9 protein-coding genes are annotated in these 17,813 nt (G+C 72.9%); 5 read left to right on the top strand and 4 right to left on the bottom strand.

Annotation, left to right across the window (positions count from 1 at the left end; genetic code table 11):
- Window positions 1–3 precede the first annotated feature (3 nt).
- From F4X11_21385 to F4X11_21405, 5 genes are read left to right on the top strand one after another with little or no spacing between them, the layout of a single operon-like run.
- Entirely contained in the window at window positions 4–903 is a 900-nt protein-coding gene (locus tag F4X11_21385) for an ABC transporter ATP-binding protein (GenBank protein MYN67546.1), read from the top strand.
- Window positions 900–4,484: an ABC transporter permease gene (locus F4X11_21390; GenBank protein MYN67547.1), complete on the top strand. Its 3,585-nt coding sequence runs from the start codon at window positions 900–902 to the stop codon at window positions 4,482–4,484. The genes F4X11_21385 and F4X11_21390 overlap by 4 nt, the downstream gene beginning before the upstream one ends.
- A 42-nt stretch (window positions 4,485–4,526) precedes the next feature.
- A complete protein-coding gene (locus tag F4X11_21395) occupies window positions 4,527–7,994 on the top strand; it encodes an ABC transporter permease (GenBank protein MYN67548.1) in 3,468 nt (1,155 codons plus the stop codon).
- 39 nt (window positions 7,995–8,033) lie between these two features.
- A complete protein-coding gene (locus F4X11_21400; GenBank protein MYN67549.1) occupies window positions 8,034–11,462 on the top strand; it encodes an ABC transporter permease in 3,429 nt (1,142 codons plus the stop codon).
- Window positions 11,463–11,493: 31 nt separating this feature from the next.
- Window positions 11,494–14,772: an efflux RND transporter permease subunit gene (locus tag F4X11_21405; protein MYN67550.1), complete on the top strand. Its 3,279-nt coding sequence runs from the start codon at window positions 11,494–11,496 to the stop codon at window positions 14,770–14,772.
- A 55-nt stretch (window positions 14,773–14,827) separates the two neighbouring features.
- Here the strand turns inward: F4X11_21405 and F4X11_21410 are convergent, their stop codons facing one another.
- The 4 genes from F4X11_21410 to F4X11_21425 form a co-directional block, all read right to left on the bottom strand.
- Window positions 14,828–15,682, bottom strand: coding sequence for a class I SAM-dependent methyltransferase (locus F4X11_21410; protein MYN67551.1), 855 nt, complete (start codon window positions 15,680–15,682; stop codon window positions 14,828–14,830).
- A 54-nt stretch (window positions 15,683–15,736) separates the two neighbouring features.
- Complete coding sequence (locus F4X11_21415) at window positions 15,737–16,471, bottom strand: hypothetical protein (protein MYN67552.1); 735 nt, start codon at window positions 16,469–16,471, stop codon at window positions 15,737–15,739.
- On the bottom strand, window positions 16,468–16,797 hold the full coding sequence (locus F4X11_21420) for a DUF3325 domain-containing protein (GenBank protein MYN67553.1): 330 nt from the start codon (window positions 16,795–16,797) through the stop codon (window positions 16,468–16,470). The genes F4X11_21415 and F4X11_21420 overlap by 4 nt, the downstream gene beginning before the upstream one ends.
- Before the next feature lie 256 nt (window positions 16,798–17,053).
- Window positions 17,054–17,788 carry a PepSY domain-containing protein gene (locus tag F4X11_21425; GenBank protein MYN67554.1) on the bottom strand — a complete coding sequence of 245 codons (735 nt, stop codon included), beginning with the start codon at window positions 17,786–17,788 and terminating at the stop codon, window positions 17,054–17,056.
- Between the last annotated feature and the right edge of the window lie 25 nt (window positions 17,789–17,813).

Below are 17,813 nucleotides of genomic sequence, written 5' to 3' on the forward strand. Positions count from 1 at the left end.
GCGATGAACAATGCCAATGAAGGCCTGCAGGTCACGAAGCTCACCAAGACGTACCCGGGCGGGATCCGCGCCCTCGACGCGGTCGACCTGACCGTCGCCCCCGGGCTCTACGGCCTGCTCGGTCCGAACGGAGCCGGCAAGAGCACCCTGATGCGGACCCTGGCCACGCTGCAGCAGCCCGACAGCGGAACGATCACGCTGGACGGGGTCGACACGCTCGCCGACCCCGACTACGTGCGGCGGCGGCTGGGCTACCTGCCGCAGCACATCGGCACCTACCCGACCGTCACCGGACGTCAGCTCCTCGATCGGTTCGCTTGGCTGAAGGGCCGGACCGACAAGGCCGAGCGCCGCCGCGAGGTCGCGCAGCTCCTCGAGCGAGTGAATCTCCGCGAGGACGCGGATCGCGCCGTCGCCACCTACTCCGGGGGCATGCTGCGCCGGTTCGGCATCGCGCTCGCCCTGGCCGGCAGTCCACGCCTGCTCATCGTCGACGAGCCGACCGCCGGTCTCGATCCGGCGGAGCGCAGCCGCTTCCACCGCGTGCTGGCCGACATCGCCGCCGACAACATCGTGCTGCTGTCGACCCATATCGTCGACGACATCGAGAGCCTGTGCGAACGGCTGTCCATCCTCGCGGACGGGCGAATCGTCGCCGAGGGAACGCCGGCCGCCCTGATCGCGCCGCTCGAAGGCCGCCTCTGGTCGCGCGTGGTGCCGCGCGACGAGCCGCTGCCGGACGCCGTGCTGCACGTTTCGGCGACCCCGGCGGGCTCGCTGGTCGTCGTCGAGGCGGCCTCGACCCCGGGGGAGGTCTGGGCGCCCCACGCGCCGCGGCTCGAGGACGTCTACCACGCGGCGATCGCCCGCGCCGGCGTGAAGGACGAAGAGGCTGCCGCGTGACGACGCTGCGCTTCATCGCCGCGGAAGCGTGGCACGAGATGCGCGCCGCCTGCCGGGGGCCGCTCATCCCCATCGTGTTCCCCGCCCTCATCGGCTACGTCGTGCTGGTGGTGCTGAACGCCGACTACATGCGCGCCATGGGCGGCACCAACGTGCCGCGCAACAGCCCGCACGTGGTCTACCTGATGCTGTGCGGACAGGCGGTCTGGCTGCTCTTCGCCTGGGCCTGGCTCTTCGGGCAGGCGGTGCTGCGCGACCGGACGGCCCGCCTGCACGAGGTGGTGCTGTCGGCCCCGATCTCGCTGCCCGCGCTGCTCGTCGGCCGCTACCTCGGGGTGCTGGTCGTCGCCTGCCTGCTGGTCCTGGCCACCGGCGTCGGCTTCCTGACCGTCCCCCTCCTCGGCGCCGTCGGCCTCGTGCCCCCCGAGGCGGTCGGCCCGCAGCCGTTCTTCGCGATCGGCCACTCGCTGCTGGTGCTGTCCTTGCCGTCGGCGGCCGGGTCCGGCGCCCTGTTCCTGTGCGCGGCCATCCGGACCCGGGGGCTCGCGGGGCCGTTCGCGGTGGCGACGGTCGTCATGCTCGTCTGGATGGTGGCGATGGTCCTGCTGCGGGGCGGCGACGCCAACCCCGCGCTCGCCACGTTCATCGATCCGTCCGGGTTCTCCGAGGTCGAGGAGCAGACCGTCCACCAGTGGACACCGCGGGAGAAGGCGGTCGGCGTCCTCGAGCTGACCCCGCTCCTCGTCGCCAACCGCGTCCTGTGGAGCGTTCCGCCGCTCATCCTGCTCGCGGTGGTCCTCCGGCGCGTCAGGCGCGAGCCCCTCGCGGTGGAATCGGCCCCGGCGGCGGCGGGGCGGGAGGGCGCCGCCGCCCCGGCGGCCGCCGCATCCGGCGTTTCCGGCGCGCCGCTCGGGGTCCCCACGGCGCCGTCGTGGGTGCGGGCCGCCTGGAACGAGACGGCCTGGCACCTCCGCCTCGCGCTTCGCGGATGGGGCACGCCGCTCGCGCTGTTCATACTCGTGGTCGCGGGGGCGGCGGGGACCTTCGTCAACATCGTCATGCACGCCGACGGCCCGTTCCTGGCCCGGCCGGCCCTGATCGGGCCGACGATCATCGAGTTCTTCTACCTGTCGATCGTGTTCATGGTGGCCGGGTTCGTCGGCGTCATGGCCCGCCGGGACGACCGCCCCGGCTACGGCGAGATCGCCGACGCCACCCCGGCCCCCCTCGGCAGCCGCGTGGCGGGCCTGAGCCTCGCCGCCGCCGCGGTCACCGTCCTGTTCTCGGTGGCGCCGGCGCTGTCGGTCTGGATCCTGTCCCTGCTCGCGGTCCCGGAGGCGTTCAGCCTGCTCGATCCGCTGCTCTCGTTCGGCCTCGTGCTCGCGCCGTCGCTGCTCGAGCTGTGCGCGCTGGTGCTGCTGGCCCACGCGCTGGTCCGCCACGCGGGGGCGGCGCACGCGGTCGGCATCATCTGTGCGTTCGTCGTGGTCATCAACAGCGAGGTGGGCGTCACCACCTATCCGCCGGCGCTGGTCGGCATCCCGCCGCAGGTGACCCTGTCGGAGTTCACCGGGTGGGCGCCCTGGCTGGGGCACGTGCTGACCGCCGACCTCTTCAAGCTCGCCGTCGCCGCCGCCGTCGTCGCGCTGGCGTGGGTCGCCCGGCCCCGCGGCACCGCGCTCACCGCGGCCCTCCGCTGGCGGGCCGGCGCGGCGAGGCTCGCCGGCGGCGCTGGCGTGCTGGCCGCGGCCGCCGTCCTGCTGGCCCTCGGGACGCACCGCGTGCTGCACCGGCAGCTCGTGACCGGCGGCTACGAGACCTCGGCGGCGGCGATCGCCGGTGACGCCGCGTGGGAGGGCCGCTGGTGGGCCGAGGCGGCGCCCTTCGCGGTGACCGGCGGCGAGGCGGCCGTCGAGATCGACCCGGCCGGGCGCCGCGCCGTCTCGCGCTGGCAGATCGAAGGCGTCCGTTCGTGGTCGGGAACGCTGCACGGCTCGCTGCCGGACGGCGCCGAGATCAGGGGCGCCGCCGTGAACGGCCGGGAAGCCGCGGCCACCGTCGCGTTCGACCACTTCGCGCTGCCGCTCGACGCCTGCGGTCCCGCGACGGGGGAGAGCGCGGGACCCGCCACCGGCCCGCAGGCGCCGTCGACGCCGGGCCTCGAAGCGCCCGGTTCCGCCGGTCCCGCGACGGCCGCCGGGGAGGCGGCAGAAACCGCCACCGGCGCGCCGGCGCCGGGCCCCGAGCCGCCCGGTTCTCCAGCCCAGGGCTGCACCGTGGAGCTGGAGGTGGCCGTCCGCAGCGAGGGCTGGTCGGCCGAGGGAGAGATTCCCTGGCTGCACCCCTCGGGCGCCTGGCTCCGCGCCGCCGACGTGCTGCCGTCGCTCGGGCACGACCCCGACCGCTTGGTGCGGGCGCCCGCCGAACGGCGGGCCCACGGCCTGGACCCCGTCCCCGGCGAAGCGCCCGCCGGGGCGCTGGCGGCGGCGGCCGGGGTGGCGCCGGCGGGCGACTGGCGCTGGTCGCTGACCTTCGCCGCCGAGAGCGGCGGCGCGAGCCGCCCCGCGGGGACCCGGACCGCGACGTCGGGCCGCACCGCCGGGCCGCTGGACTTCGCCGCCGCCTGGTGGCCGGGCGCCCCGGTCGAGACCCGCCGGGACGGCGTGGTCGCCCTGCACGGACCCGAGCGGACGCGCGACGCGGACGGCGTCCTCGACGACCTGGCGGCCATGCGCGCCTGCGTCGCCGCGACCCTGGGCCGCGCGCCGGCGGTGGGCGCGGTGCTTCAGGCGCCGCGCGAGCGCGGGGAGACGGCGCTCTACGGCGACCTGCTCTGGCTGCCCGAGCACGAGGGATGGGACATCTCGGGCGAGGGCTTCGGCCGCTGGCAGCGCCGCGCGACGATCGCCGCGGCCCTGGCCTCGCGCCAGCTCGCGGACGCCGCCGGCCTGCGGAAGGAGCCCGGGGAGGACTGGCTGCGGGTCGGCGTCCCTGGCTGGATCGGCCTCGAGTGTGTCCGGCGCGAGGACGGCGTCGCGGCCTGGCTGGCGCTGCAGGAGCGCGCCAGCGACCGGGTGGTCGAGGCGTTTGCGGCGCTCGAGGCGCCCGCCGTCGGCGTCGCGGCGGCCGGCGACGTGCCATGGGTGCGGCACTACACGCCGCTGGCGACGGTCGGCTGGGGCGAGGCGGTGGGTTCCGCCGGCGCCGCGGCCGCGGTCGGCGAGGTGGTGGCGCGCGTGCGCGACGGCGCGCCCCTGGCCGGCGCCCTGGGCGCCGCGGTCGGCGACGGCGCCGCCGAGGCGCTGCTCGGGCCGCCGGCGGCGTCGGACGTCCTCGTCGCCGAGGCGGAGCGGACCCTCGACGTCGCCGGGCAGCGCTGGACTTGGCGGGACGGCGGCTGGGAGCCGGTCGCCGCGACCATTCACGTGACCCGGCGCTTCGACGACGACGGCGGCCGGGAGCGGCTTGGCCCGGTGCCGACGACCGTCGACCCGGGCGATCCCTTCACCCTGATCGACGCCTGGCCGTCGTTCGAGCGGACGCCGGCCGACAACGTCTGGCGCGGCGGCGGCGATGACTGACGAACCGACCCGACCGGGCGCCCGCAACGAGGAGGCAGGGGCGTGAGAACGCTTCGTTTCGTGGCCGCGGAGGCGTGGTACGAGTTCCGGGCCGGTTGCCGGGGCCCGCTCATCCCCATCGTGTTCCTGGGCATCATCGCCTACATAATGCTGGTGCTGACGAACGCGGAGTACCTGCGCGAATATGGTTCGATCGACGTCCAGCGCAACAGTCCGCAACTCGTCTACCTGATGATAGCGGGGCAGGCGATGTGGGTGCTCTTCGTCTGGGCCTGGCTCTTCGGGCAGATCGTCGTGCGCGACCGGAACGCAAGGCTGCACGAGGTGGTGCTGTCGGCCCCGGTCTCGCTGCCGGCGCTGCTCGCGGGCCGCTACCTGGGCGCGGTGGCGACGGGCTGCGTGCTCGCGTTGTCGATGGTGCTCGCGTTCCTGCTGGTCCCCCTGCTCGGCGCGCTCGGCGTGGTTCCTCCCGACGCGGTGGGGCCGCAGCCGTACTTCGCGATGGGCCACGCGCTGCTCGTCTTCGTCGTTCCTTCGACCTTCGGCCTCGGCGCGCTGCTCCTGTGCGCCGCGATCCGGGCGCGGGGCATGGCCGGGCCGTTCGCGGTCGCGGCCGCGTTGATGCTGGTCTGGATGGTGGCGATAGTGATACTGCGGGGCGGCGACGCCAACCCTGCGGTCGCAACACTCCTCGATGCGTCGGGGTTCTCCGAGGTCGAGGAGCAGACCGATCTCTGGACGCCGCAGGAGAAGAGAACGGGCGTCATCGAGATGACGACGCCGCTCGTCGTCAACCGCGTGATCTGGACGGTCCCGCCGCTGCTGCTGCTGGCATTCGTGCTGCAGCGGCTCGGCCGGGAACGCCTGGCCCTGGAACCGGCGCCCGCGGCGTCGAAGCCGGATCGCGCCGCCACCGACCCGGAGGTCGAGTCCGCCCGTTCGGCCGCCCTGCCCGGCATCCCCGCGCGGCCGTCCTGGGTGCGGGCCACGTGGGACGAGGCGGTCTGGCATTTCTCGCTGGCCTTCCGGGGATGGGGCACCCTGCTCGCGGTGGGGCTGATCGCCGTCATGGGCGTCGGCAGCTCCTTCGTCCATATCGTCATGCACGCCGACGGCCCCCTGGTTCCGCGGCCCGATCTGATCCAGCCCCTGATGGGCGAGATGTACTACCTGATGCTCGTCTTCATCGTGGCCGCTTTCGTCGGCGTCATGGTGCGCCGGGACGACCGCCCGGGCTACGGCGAGATCGCCGATGCGACGCCGGCGCCGCTCGGGACCCGCGTGGCGGGGAGATCGCTCGCGGCGGCGGCGCTCACCATCGTCTTCACCCTGACCCCCGTCGTCGCCGTCTGGATCGTGCCGGCCCTCGCGGTCCCGGACTCCTTCAGCCTGCTCGACCCGCTGGTCTACTTCGGCGTCGCCTTCGCGCCCTCCCTGCTCGAGCTGTGCGCCGTGGTCCTGCTGGCCCACGCGCTGCTGCGCCATGCGGGGACCGCGCACGCCGTCGCGATGATCTGCGCGTTCGCGATGGTGCTCAACCACGAGATCGAGGTGGTCTCCTACCCGCCGGCCAACGTCGGCGTACCGCCGCACGTCGCCCTGTCCGAGTTCACCGGGTGGGCACCGTGGCTGGGCTACGTGGTGACCGCCAACCTGTTCAAGGTGGCCCTGGCCGCCGCGATCGTGGCGCTGGCGTGGATCGCGTGGCCGCGGGGCACCGCGCTCACCGCTCCGCTCCGCCTGCGCGCGGGCATGCGGAGGTTCGCCGGCGCGGCCGGCGCGCTGGCGGCGGTCGCCGTCGTGCTGGCCGCAGGGGTCCACGGCGTGCTGCACGAGCAACTCGTGACGCTGGGGGGCTACCGGTCCGCGACGGCCGAGACGGCGGACGACGCCGCCTGGGAAGCACGCTGGTGGGCGGATGCCGCGCCCTTCACGCTGACCGGCGGGGAAGCGCACGTCGTCGTCGACCCCGCCGCGCGGCGGGCGACCGCGCGCTGGCGGCTCGACGGCGTCCGCTCGGCGTTGGCCACGCTGCACGGGTCGCTCCCGCACGGTGCCGCCGACCCGCGCGCCACACTCGACGGCCGGGAGGCGCAGGTGACCGTGGCGTTCGACCACTTCTCGGTGCCCCTCGGAGAATGCGGCGCGGAAACCCGGGCGGCGGTGTCCGACGCCGAGCCCGCCGGCGCGCAGGGCTGCACGGTCGAGCTGGAAGTGGAGGTGCGAGGCGAAGGCTGGTCGGCCGAGGGAGAGACCCCCTGGCTGCACCCTTCCGGCGTGTGGCTCCGGGCCGCCGACCTGCTGCCGACGCTCGGCCACGACGCCGACCGCGTGCTCCGCGCGCCGCCGGAACGCCGCGACCACGGGCTGGCGGCCGCCGCCGCCGCCGCCGCCCCGGCGGCGCTCGCCCCCGCTTCGGGCGTCGCCCCGGCGGGCGACTGGCGCTGGACGGTGAGCTTCGCGGGCGGCCACGGGAACGGGAGCGAAAACGCCGGTTCGGCGACCGCCACGGAAGGCCGCACGCAGGGCCCGCTCGACTTCGCCGCCGTGTGGTGGCCGGACGCGCCGCTCGAGACACGCCGTGGCGGCCTCGCCGCCCTGCACGGACCGACTCGCACGCGCGATGCCGGCGGCGTCCTCACCGACGTGTCGCAGATGCGCGCCTGCGTCACGGCGGTGCTGGGCGCGGCCCCCCGGATCGCCGCGGTGGTGCAGGCGCCCCGCGAGCGGGGAGAGACGGCGCTCCACGGCGACCTGCTGTGGCTGCCGGAAGACGCCGGGTGGGACATCGCCGGCGCCGGTTTCGGCGGATGGAATCGGCGGGCGACCATCGCCGCCGCCATCGCAAGAGCCCATGTCACGACAGAGTCGGGCCTTCGCAAGGAGCCGGGGGCGGAGTGGCTGCGGGTCGGCGTCCCCGGCTGGGTCGGCCTGGAATGCGTCCGCCGCGAGCACGGCATCGACGCCTCGTTGGCCCTGCTGACCCGCTCCGGCAGTCGCGTGTCCGAAGCGTTCGGCGCCCTCGGCGCCCCCGCCGCAAGTGTCGCGGCGGCAGGGGATACGACGTGGGTGCAGGAGTACACCCCGCTGGCCACCGCCGGGTGGGTCGAGACGCTCGGACCCGGGCAGGCGGCCGGTGTCGTCCGCGCGGTGGTCGCGGGGGTGCGCGCGGGCCGGACGCTCGCCTCGGCCCTTGTCGGCGCGGCCGGCGCGGACATGGCCGAGGCGCTTCTGGGAGCGCCCGCCTCTTCAGACGTCCTCGTCGCGCGGGACGAGCGGACCCTGAACGTCGCCGGCCGGCGCTGGCGCTGGCGCGACGGCGGCTGGGAGCCGCTGGCCGCCGCCATCCACGTGACGCAGCGCTTCGACGACGGCAGCGGCGGCCGGCGGCGCATCGGCCCGGTGCCGACGACTGCCGACCCCGACGCGCCGTTCACGCTGATGGATGCCTGGCCGTCGTTCGAGCGGACGCCGGCCGATAATGTCTGGCGCGGCGATGGGGACAACTGACGGACGCTCGCGACGCTGAAGGACGAGGAGCAGGACAGTATGAAGGCGCTGCGTTTCGTCGCCGCGGAAGCCTGGCACGAGTTTCGCGCCGGCTGCCGGGGGCCGCTCATCCCCATCGCGTTTCCGGGACTGATCGCCTACCTGATGCTGGTGCTGCTGAACGCGGACTACCTGCGCGACATGGGGGCGACCGACGTGCCCCGCAACAGCCCGCACCTCGTCTACCTGATGATGGCCGGGCAGGCGATCTGGCTCCTCTTCGTCTGGGCCTGGCTGTTCGGGCAGGTCGTGGCGCGCGACCGGACGGCCGGCCTGCACGAGCTGGTGCTGTCGGCCCCGGTGTCGCTGCCCGCCCTGCTCGCCGGCCGCTACCTCGGCGCGGTGGGCCTTGCCTGCGTGCTGTCGCTCGCGACCGGAATCGGGTTCCTCCTGGTTCCCCCCCTGGGTGCGCTCGGCCTGTTTCCTCCCGACACGGTCGGACCGCAGCCGATCTTCGCCATCGGCCACGCGCTGCTGATCCTGACCCTGCCGTCGGCGGCCGGACTCGGCGCCCTGTTCCTGTGTGCGGCAATCCGGACGAGAGGGGTGGCGGGGCCGTTCGCCTGCGCGGCGGCGCTGATGCTGATCTGGATGATCGCCATGGTCGTGGTGCGCGGCGGCGACGCGAACCCGGCGATCGCGTCGCTCCTCGACCCGTCCGCGTTCGCCGAGGTGGAGGAGCAGTCCAACCTCTGGACGCCGCGCGAGAAGGCGGTGGGCGTCGTGCAGATCACGCCGCCGCTGGTGGCCAACCGCCTGTTCTGGATGCTCCCGCCGCTGCTGCTGCTCGGCCTCGTGCTGCCCCGGGTGGAGCGTGAACGGCTGACGCTGGAGGGGGCGCCCGCGGTGCGGGGGCCGGACGCCGCGGACGAAACGAGCGCGGAGCCGGCCGATTTCGACGGCCCGCCGCTCGGCGTCCCGCGGCAGCCGTCGTGGCTCGGCGCCACGTGGAGCGAGGCGGTCTGGCACTTCGCCCTGGCGTTCCGCGGGTGGGGAACGCCGCTCGCGCTGCTCATCCTGGCCGCGATGGGCGTGGGCGGCTCGTTCGTTCACATCATCCTGCACGCCGACGGCCCCCTCCTCCCCCGTCCCGATCTCATCGAGCCGATGCTGATCGAGTTCTTCTACCTCGTGATCGTGTTCATGGTGGCCGCGTTCGTGGGCGTCATGGCGCGGCGGGACGACCGCCCCGGCTACGGCGAGATCGCCGACGCCGCCCCCGCGCCCCTGGGCAGCCGGGTGGGGGGCCGCGCTCTCGCGGCGGCCGCGGTCACCGTCGTGTTCGCCCTGACGCCGGTGCCCGCGGTGTGGGTCGTGACGCTCCTCGCGGTCCCCGACGCCTTCAGCCTGTCCGATCCGTTCCTCTACTTCGGGTTGCGGCTCGCGCCGGCGCTGCTGGAGCTGTGCGCGCTGGTGCTGCTGGCCCACGCCCTCATCCGTCACGCGGGGGCGGCGCACGCGGCAGGCGTCATCTGCGCGTTCTTCATCGTCGTCAACCACGAGCTGGGCGTCACCAGCTACCCGCCGGCGGAGATCGGCGTACCGCCGAGCGCCACGCTGTCGGAGTTCTCCGGGTGGGCGCCGTGGCTCGACTACGTGCTGACCGCCGACCTGTTCAAGCTGGCCGTCGCCGCCGCGATCGTCGCGCTGGCATGGCTCGCGTGGCCGCGCGGGACGGCGCTCACCGTGCCTCTCCGCTGGCGTACGGGCATGCGCAGGTGCGCCGGCGGGGCCGGCGCGCTGGCGGCGGCCGCCCTCGCGGTCGCCATCGGGATCCATCGTGAGCTGCACGAGCAGCTCGTGACATTGGGCGGCTACGAGTCGGCCGCGACGGCGATCGCGGACGACGCCGCCTGGGAGGCGCGCTGGTGGACCGCGGCGTCACCCATCTCGATGACCGGCGGCGCAGCGAACATCGTGATCGATCCCGTCGAGCGTCTTGCGACCGCGCGCTGGCGGCTCGACGGCGTCCGGGCGCTCTCCGGAACGCTGCACGGTTCGTTGCCCGACGGCGCCGAGATCCGCCGTGCCGCCGTGAACGGCCGGGAGGCAGCGGTGACGGTGGCATTCGACCACTTCGCGCTGCCGCTCGACGCATGCGGTTTGGCGGCGGAAGGCTGCACCGTGGAACTGGAGGTCGTCGCCCGCGGCGAGGGATGGTCCGCCGAGGGCGAGACTCCGTGGTTGCACCCCTCCGGCGTATGGCTGCGCGCGGCCGACCTGCTGCCGACGCTCGGCCACGACCCCGATCGGCTGGTGCGGGCGCCTCGGGAACGGGCGGCCCACGGCCTGGCTCCCGTTCCCGGCGATGCCGCCGCGGGCGCACTGGCGCCGGCGGCGGGCGTGGCGCCGGCCGGCGACTGGCGCTGGAGGGTGACCTTCGCCAGCGCGGATCCAGGTGCGGAGCGCCCCGGCGGCGCCCGGATCGCCGCGACGGGCCGGACCGACGGGCCGTTCGACTTCGCCGCGGCCTGGTGGCCGGGCGCGCCGGTCGAGACCCGCCGCGGCGGCGTGGCCGCGCTCCACGGGCCGCAGCGCGCGCGCGACGCGGACGGCGTCCTCGACGACGCGACGGCGATGCGCGACTGCGTAGCCGCGACGCTCGGACGAGCGCCGGCGATCGGCACGGTGCTGCAGGCCCCGCGCGAACACGGCGGGACCGCGCTCTACGGCGACCTGCTCTGGCTCCCCGAGCACGAGGGATGGGACATCGCCGGCGAGGCGTTCGGCCGTTGGCGGCGCCGCGCGACCATCGCGGCCGCGCTGGCCGCGCGCGCGTTGGCGGACGCCGCCGACCTGCGGAAGGAGCCCGGAGAGGACTGGCTGCGGGTCGGCGTCCCCGGCTGGGTCGGTCTGGAGTGCGTCCGGCGGGAGGACGGGCTCGACGCGTGGCTCGCGCTGCAGGCGCGGGCCAGCGACCAGGTCATCGAGGCGCTGGGCGCGCTCGACGCGCCCGCCGTCGCGGTTGCGGCGGCCGGCGACGCGCCGTGGGTGCGGGAGTACACCCCGCTGGCCACGGTCGGGTGGGTCGAGTCCGTCGGGCTGGCCGACGCGGTCGGTGCGGTCGACGCGGTGGTCGCCAGGTTGCGAGCCGGCGCGCGGCTGGCCGATGCCCTGGCCGAGGCGGTCGGCGCCGGCACCGCCGAGGCGTTGCTCGGCCCGCCGGCGTCGTCGGACATCCTGGTCGCGCGGGCGGAGCGGACGCTCGACATCGGCGGCCAGCGCTGGCTCTGGCGCGACGGCGGCTGGGAGCCGTCGGCCGGGGCCGTCCACGTGACGCAGCGCTTCGACGACAGCGGCGACCGGCGGCGCATCGGCCCGGTGCCGACGACGGTCGCCCCGGCGGCGCCGTTCACGCTGATCGACGCCTGGCCGGCGTTCGAGCGGACGCCGGCCGACAACGTCTGGCGCGACGGCGGGAACGACTGACCGGTCCGCGACGGCCGGAAGGGAGACGGTCATGAACAACGGCGGCATCTCCTGGTTTGCCCGGAATCCGGTGGCCGCGAACCTGATGATGGTCTTCATCATCGTGAGCGGCCTCATTGCCACGACCACGGTCCGCGAAGAGGTGATGCCCGAGCTCGAGCTCGACTGGATCAGCATCCAGGTGCCTTACCTCGGCGCGGCGCCGGCGGAGGTCGAGGAAGGGGTCGTCATCCGCATCGAGGAGGCGATTCAGGGCATCGACGGCATCAAGGAGATCCAGTCCACCGCATCCGAGGGCAGCGCCTCGGTCATGGTCGAGCTCGAGCTCGGCGCCGATCCGCGCCGGGTGGTGGACGAGGTCAAGAACAACGTCGACGCCATCACGACGTTTCCCATCGAAACCGAGAAGCCCATCATCCGGGAGATGATCGCCCGCAGCCGGGTCACCGACATCTCCATCTCCGGGCCCACCGACATCTTCGCGCTGAAGGCGCTCGCCGAGGGCGTGCGCGACGAGCTCACCGCGATGCCGGAGATCACGCAGGTCGACGTGGTCAGCGCGCCGCCCTACGAGATCTCCATCGAGGTCTCCGAGGTGGCCTTGCGGCGGCACGGAATGACTTTCGACCAGGTCGCCGACGCGGTGCGGCGGTCCTCGCTGGATCTGCCCGGCGGGTCGGTCCGCACCGACGGCGGCGAGATCCTGCTGCGCACCATCGGGCAGGCCTACCGCGGCCACGAGTACGAGAACCTCGTGCTCTGGACGCGGGCCGACGGCAGCCGACTGCGGCTGGGCGACGTGGCGACGGTCGTCGACGGCTTCGCCGAGACCGACCAGCAGGCCCGGTTCGATCAACAGCCGACGGTTCTGGTGTCGGTGTTCCGCACCGGCGAGCAGAGCGCGCTCGACATCTCCGCCGCGCTCGAGAGCTACGTGGAACGCACGCGGCCACGGCTGCCGGAAGGCGTCTCGATGACGGTCTGGCTGAACGAGGCGGAGGTGCTGAACGACCGCCTGAGCCTGATGCTGCGCACCGGCGCCAGCGGGTTCGTGCTCGTCTTCATCGTGCTGACGCTGTTCCTGGAGCTGCGGCTGGCTTTCTGGGTCAGCCTCGGCATCCCCATCTCTTTCCTCGGCGCCATCGCGATGATGCCGTCGCTCGACGTGTCGGCCAACGTCATCTCGCTGTTCGCCTTCACCCTGGTGCTCGGGATCGTGGTCGACGACGCGATCATCGTCGGCGAGAACATCTACCGGCACCAGGAGGAGCACGGCGAGGGGCTGCGCGGGGCCATCGAGGGCGCGCGAGAGATCGCCAAACCGGTCACCTTCGCCGTCCTGACCACGGTGGCCGCGTTCATGCCGATGATGTTCGTGCCCGGCATGATGGGCAAGATCTTCCGGGTCATTCCGTTCGTCGTCATCCCGTGCCTGCTCTTCTCCCTGGTCGAATCGCTCGGCATCCTGCCCGCCCACCTGTCGCACATCCCGCGGCGCGGCCGGCCAGGCCGGTGGCGCCGCTTCCAGAGCTTCTTCTCCAACGGCCTGAAGCGTTTCGTGCGGAGCATCTACACGCCGCTTCTCGAAACCGCGCTGCAGTGGCGGTACGTGACGGTGGCGGTCGGTCTCTCCACCCTCATCCTGACCGGCGGGATGGTGCTCGGGGGCATGGTCAACTTCCAGTTCTTCCCGTCCATCGAAGCCGATTTCATGTCGGCGTCGGTGACCATGCCGCAGGGCACGCCGGTCGAGGCGACATCGCGGGCCATCGCCAGGCTCGAGGACGGCGCCGCCCGAGTTCGCGCGCGATTGCTGCAGGAGACGGGCATCGACTACTTCCGGCACGTCTCGGCCGCGATCGGCGACCAGCCCATGGCCGGGGCCGGCGACGTGCCGTCGGGTCCGATCGAGAGCCCGGCCGGCTCCAACGTCGGCGAGGTGACGGTCGAGCTGCTGCCGGCGGAGACGCGCAACCTCACCAGCGAGCAACTCGGCAACCTGTGGCGCGAGGCCACCGGTCCGATTCCGGAGGCGGTCGAGGTCGGTTTCTCGATGTCGATCATGGATCCCGGCGACGACGTCGACGTGCAGCTCGCCGGGCCGGACCTCGACCGGCTGCGGGCCGCCGCCGACGAGCTCAAGGTACGTCTGGCGGAGTACGCCGGCCTCTACGACATCTCCGATTCCTTCCGCGCCGGCAAGGAGGAAATGCAGCTCGGCATCAAGCCGGCCGCCGAGACCCTCGGTCTGACCCTGCAGGACCTCGGCCGCCAGGTCCGCCAGGCGTTCTACGGCGAGGAGGCCCAGCGCATCCAGCGCGGGCGCGACGATATCCGCGTCATGGTGCGCTACCCGCAGGACGACCGCCGCTCGCTCGGCGACCTGGAGAACATGCGCATCCGGACGCCGAACGGCGGCGAGGTGCCCTTCAGCCAGGTGGCCGAGGTGGAGCCGGGGCGCGGCTTCGCATCCATCCGGCGGGTCAACCGCAACCGCGCGGTCAACGTCACCGCCGCGGTGGACCCCGCGATCACGTCGGTCGCCGCGGTCATCGCCGACGTCGAGAGCCGGATCCTGCCGGAGGTGCTCGCCGGCTACCCGGGGGTGTTCTACACCTTCGAGGGCGCCCAGGCCGAGCAGACGGAGACCGTCGGCGGCCTGCAACGCGGGTTCATCCTCGCCCTGCTGATGATCTTCGCCCTGCTCGCCGTCCCGCTGCGCTCGTACGTGCAACCGCTCATCATCATGGCGGCCATCCCGTTCGGCCTGGTGGGCGCCATCTGGGGCCACATGGTCATGGGGCTAGACGTGACGATGATGTCGATGTTCGGCCTGATCGCACTGACCGGGGTCGTCGTCAACGACAGCCTGGTGATGGTCGACTTCATCAACCGCGCGCGGAGCGTCCATGCGGACCTGGGCCGCACCATCCGTCAGGCAGGCGGGCGTCCGGCCGACCGCCACCAGTTCGAGTCCGCCGGGCTGCAACTCGCCATCCGCGAGGCGGGCAGCAACCGCTTCCGTCCGATCCTGCTGACGTCGCTGACGACGTTCTTCGGCCTCGTACCGTTGATGCTGGAGCGCAGCATGCAGGCGGCGTTCCTCGTGCCGATGGCGGTCTCGCTGGCCTTCGGCGTCATCTTCGCCACCTTCATCACGCTGATCCTGGTGCCGGTCTCGTACCTGATCCTCGACGACGTGCAGCGCACGCTGCGGCGGCTGTTCGGATCGGAGGAGCCAGCCGAGCCGCCGGAGGCGATCGATGCCGACGCGGCGGCAACCGCAGGGACCGCGGCCTCGGCGTCCTGAGCATTGGACGGTGCCGGCGCAACAGGGAACGACAGGAGACGCCCGGGAGCGCGTATCAGGAAAGCGAGACGCGCGCGTGGGCCAGGCCGCCGGCGAACGCGCGGCGGATCGGCCGGATGAAGGACAGGAGCCAATAGAGGCGGATGCGGTGCGGGAAGGGATCGGCGTAGGTCTGCACCGTGACCGGCTCGAGGTTCGGAATCGACCGCAGGAAGCCGGGCAGATCATCGACCGTTATGCCCCAGGGCATCGGCGGCGCCGTGTAGCGTGCGGTGACTTTCATCCCGTTCGCCGTACGCCGGGAAGCGATAGGCGGGATCGTGTCGAAGAAGATCTCCGCGCCGCGAAAGCGCTCGGCGATGCGGGCGAGCAGGGCGCGCACCTCGTCCTCGGTGAAGTACATCAACAGCCCGGCGGCCGTGATGAAGGGTCGCGCGCCGGCGGGGACGGCGTCCATCCACGTCGGTTCGAGCACCGACCCGGCCACGTGCGCAGCACGCGGATGGGAGGGCAGGAGTCGTTGTCGCACCCGGATCAGCTCCGGCAGGTCCACGGTGATCCAGCGCACGCGATTGTCGTCCACGCGCCAGAGCTGGCTGTCCAGTCCTTCGCCGAGCCCGACGACGACCGGCTCTTCCGGTGTCCGGGACAGGTAGTCGCGAATGAGGTCGTCGCCAACGCGGGCTCGAATGGGATGAAACGCGGTCGGCCGGCCGAAGTGGCCGGGGAAGTCGTAGTCGATGCGTTCCACGAGCTCGACCGCGAGCGGGTCGTCCACCAAACGGTCGGCGCGCGGCATGTCCATCGCGCGGTTCCACAGCGTCCAGAGCGCCGTTTCCGGCACGCCGGACAGGTCAACGGTGTCCGGCGATGGCGAACGGTCCGCGGGGGAGGAACTAGTCGCCGGCATTGGTCGATGTGGAAGCTGTGCCAAGGTCCTGGTCCGACCGACTGATCATGTCCGTCATTCGGACACTTCCGTCCGAGGCGTATCGCAAGACGGCAGCATGAGGGGCGCCAGCGGCGCTTCGAGCCTGGCCCGACCTTCAGCCGTCCTCGTGACTTCCATGGACCACTGAAACCAGTCCCCGAACGCCGCGAGCTGCTGCCGAGGCGCGTCCGCCGCCTGCGCGCCGCCGGGTTCGCCCACCACGGCCAGGGTCTCCGGATCGATCGAGCGCTCGCCGCTCCGCGTGACGGGAACGGGAAGGGCATCGACCATCGCGCACAACCGGTCGGTGCAGGCCTGCGCATCCACCTGGACCCAGCCGCCGGGGTCCGCGCGCTCGACGGGCGCGGCGAAGAACGAGCGGTCCTCGAAGCCCCACGTGTACCAGCGGATGTCGGGCTGCGACAGGTCGGTCGGGACCGTCTGCCGCCAGGGAGACGCCAACACCAGCTCGGGTGACGGCGTAATCCGGGTGGGAAGCTCGGTATCGGGCCGGTCCCTCCCCGTCGCCTCCCGGGCGCGCTCGACGTTGTCCATCGCGTAGGTGTGCCAGCCCGACTCGTGCTGCACCTCGACGACCAGCCAGTCGCCCTCGATCCGCGCCGCGTAGGTCACCGCGATGTTCTCGCCGAACCAGACCTCCTGCGGCGCCGGCGCGTCGGTTTCCTGCGCAGCCGCGGATCCGGTCAGGCCGGCCAGGAGCACGGGCAGCAGCAGGGCGAACGTGTTCCGAACTGTGGCGATGTTCATTGCGGGACTCCCGAAGCTTTGGGTTTGCGGTTCAGGCTTCCGTCCGATTCTTCCTGGTGTTCCTGCAGCCACGTGGCGGTCAGCGCCGTTCCAATCATGCAGACCGTGAACCAGCCCGTGAAGAGGGTGAGGCCGACCAGCGTACCCATCGCACGCGCGAACAGGAACGCAGCCAACGCGAGCCCGGCGTAGCCTGCCGACTGCAGGCCCCGCTTCCCGCCGACGGACAACTCGGTGGAGAACAACAGACGCTGGTGCCGTCGCATGGCCACGCACAAGGCCGCCGTGGCGACGGGGGCGAGCACCAGCGCGAGCACCAGCGTCATCTACCGCCCCACACTGGCCTCGACCATCGGGGTCGCTCTGTGGGACGCGGTCCGACCCGCCTGGCGGGCGCCGAGGGCGATCGCCACCAGCACGGCCACGACCCCCGTCGCGATCGCTGTCAGATCGACACCGGCCAGGGCCCAGTTCCCCGCGAGCAGGGTCACGCCCAGGTGCAGGTTCGTGGTGAGCCAGTTGACCACCGGCAATCCCAGAAACACCGCGGCCACGAACCAGCACTGCTCCGGCCAGGCCCGCTCAATCGGACGCGCCACCGCGTGCACGAAACATCCCAGCCAGGCCAGGAACATGCAGTGCACCTCCCGGTCGGCGCGCCCGGCCAGCTCGACGGGCAGCAGGCGATTGGCCCAGAAGTACACGCCGACCGCCGCCGGCAGCCCGACGATGGTCGCCACGTTCATCCGCTCGACGAATCGATAACCCAGCCCCGGGTCGGCTTCTTCCGTCTTCGGCTTGCGTTTCTGCACCCAGCAGATCGCTCCGGGTGGCGATCATCGCGCTGCCCAGCAACCCCGACAGGAAGTAGAGCCAGCGGAGGAACGGCGACGCGAACAGGCCTTCGTGCAGGCCGATCATGGCGCCGGCGAAGCCGAGCGCGGCGTTCGGCACGCCGGACGTCGTACCGATGTACTCGCCCGTGGCGCCGTCGAAGTTCATTGCGTCGCCAATCACGCTGCCGCCGGCCGTGCGCTGGACGGTGACGACGCTGTTGGCGTCGCCCGGCATCTCCACCCGGATGAACGCGATCCGATCCTCGCCCCAAGCGGCGGCGGCGTGGCGGGCCAGCGGTTCGAGCGGCACGAGCGGCGCCGCCGTCCCGGATCGCACGACGACCTGTTGCCCGAATGCCTGCTCCGGCAGGCGGGCGATGCGCTCGGTGTCGAATCCGTAGCCGCCCAGGACGATGAACGGCATCCAGAAGAGCCCCAGGGTGAAGATCTCGGTGTCGAAGTAGCCGAGGGTCCCGGTCACGAACAGGAAATAGAGCAGCCAGCAG

Source organism: Acidobacteriota bacterium, assembly GCA_009861545.1.
Taxonomy (GTDB): Bacteria; Acidobacteriota; Vicinamibacteria; order Vicinamibacterales; family UBA8438; genus WTFV01.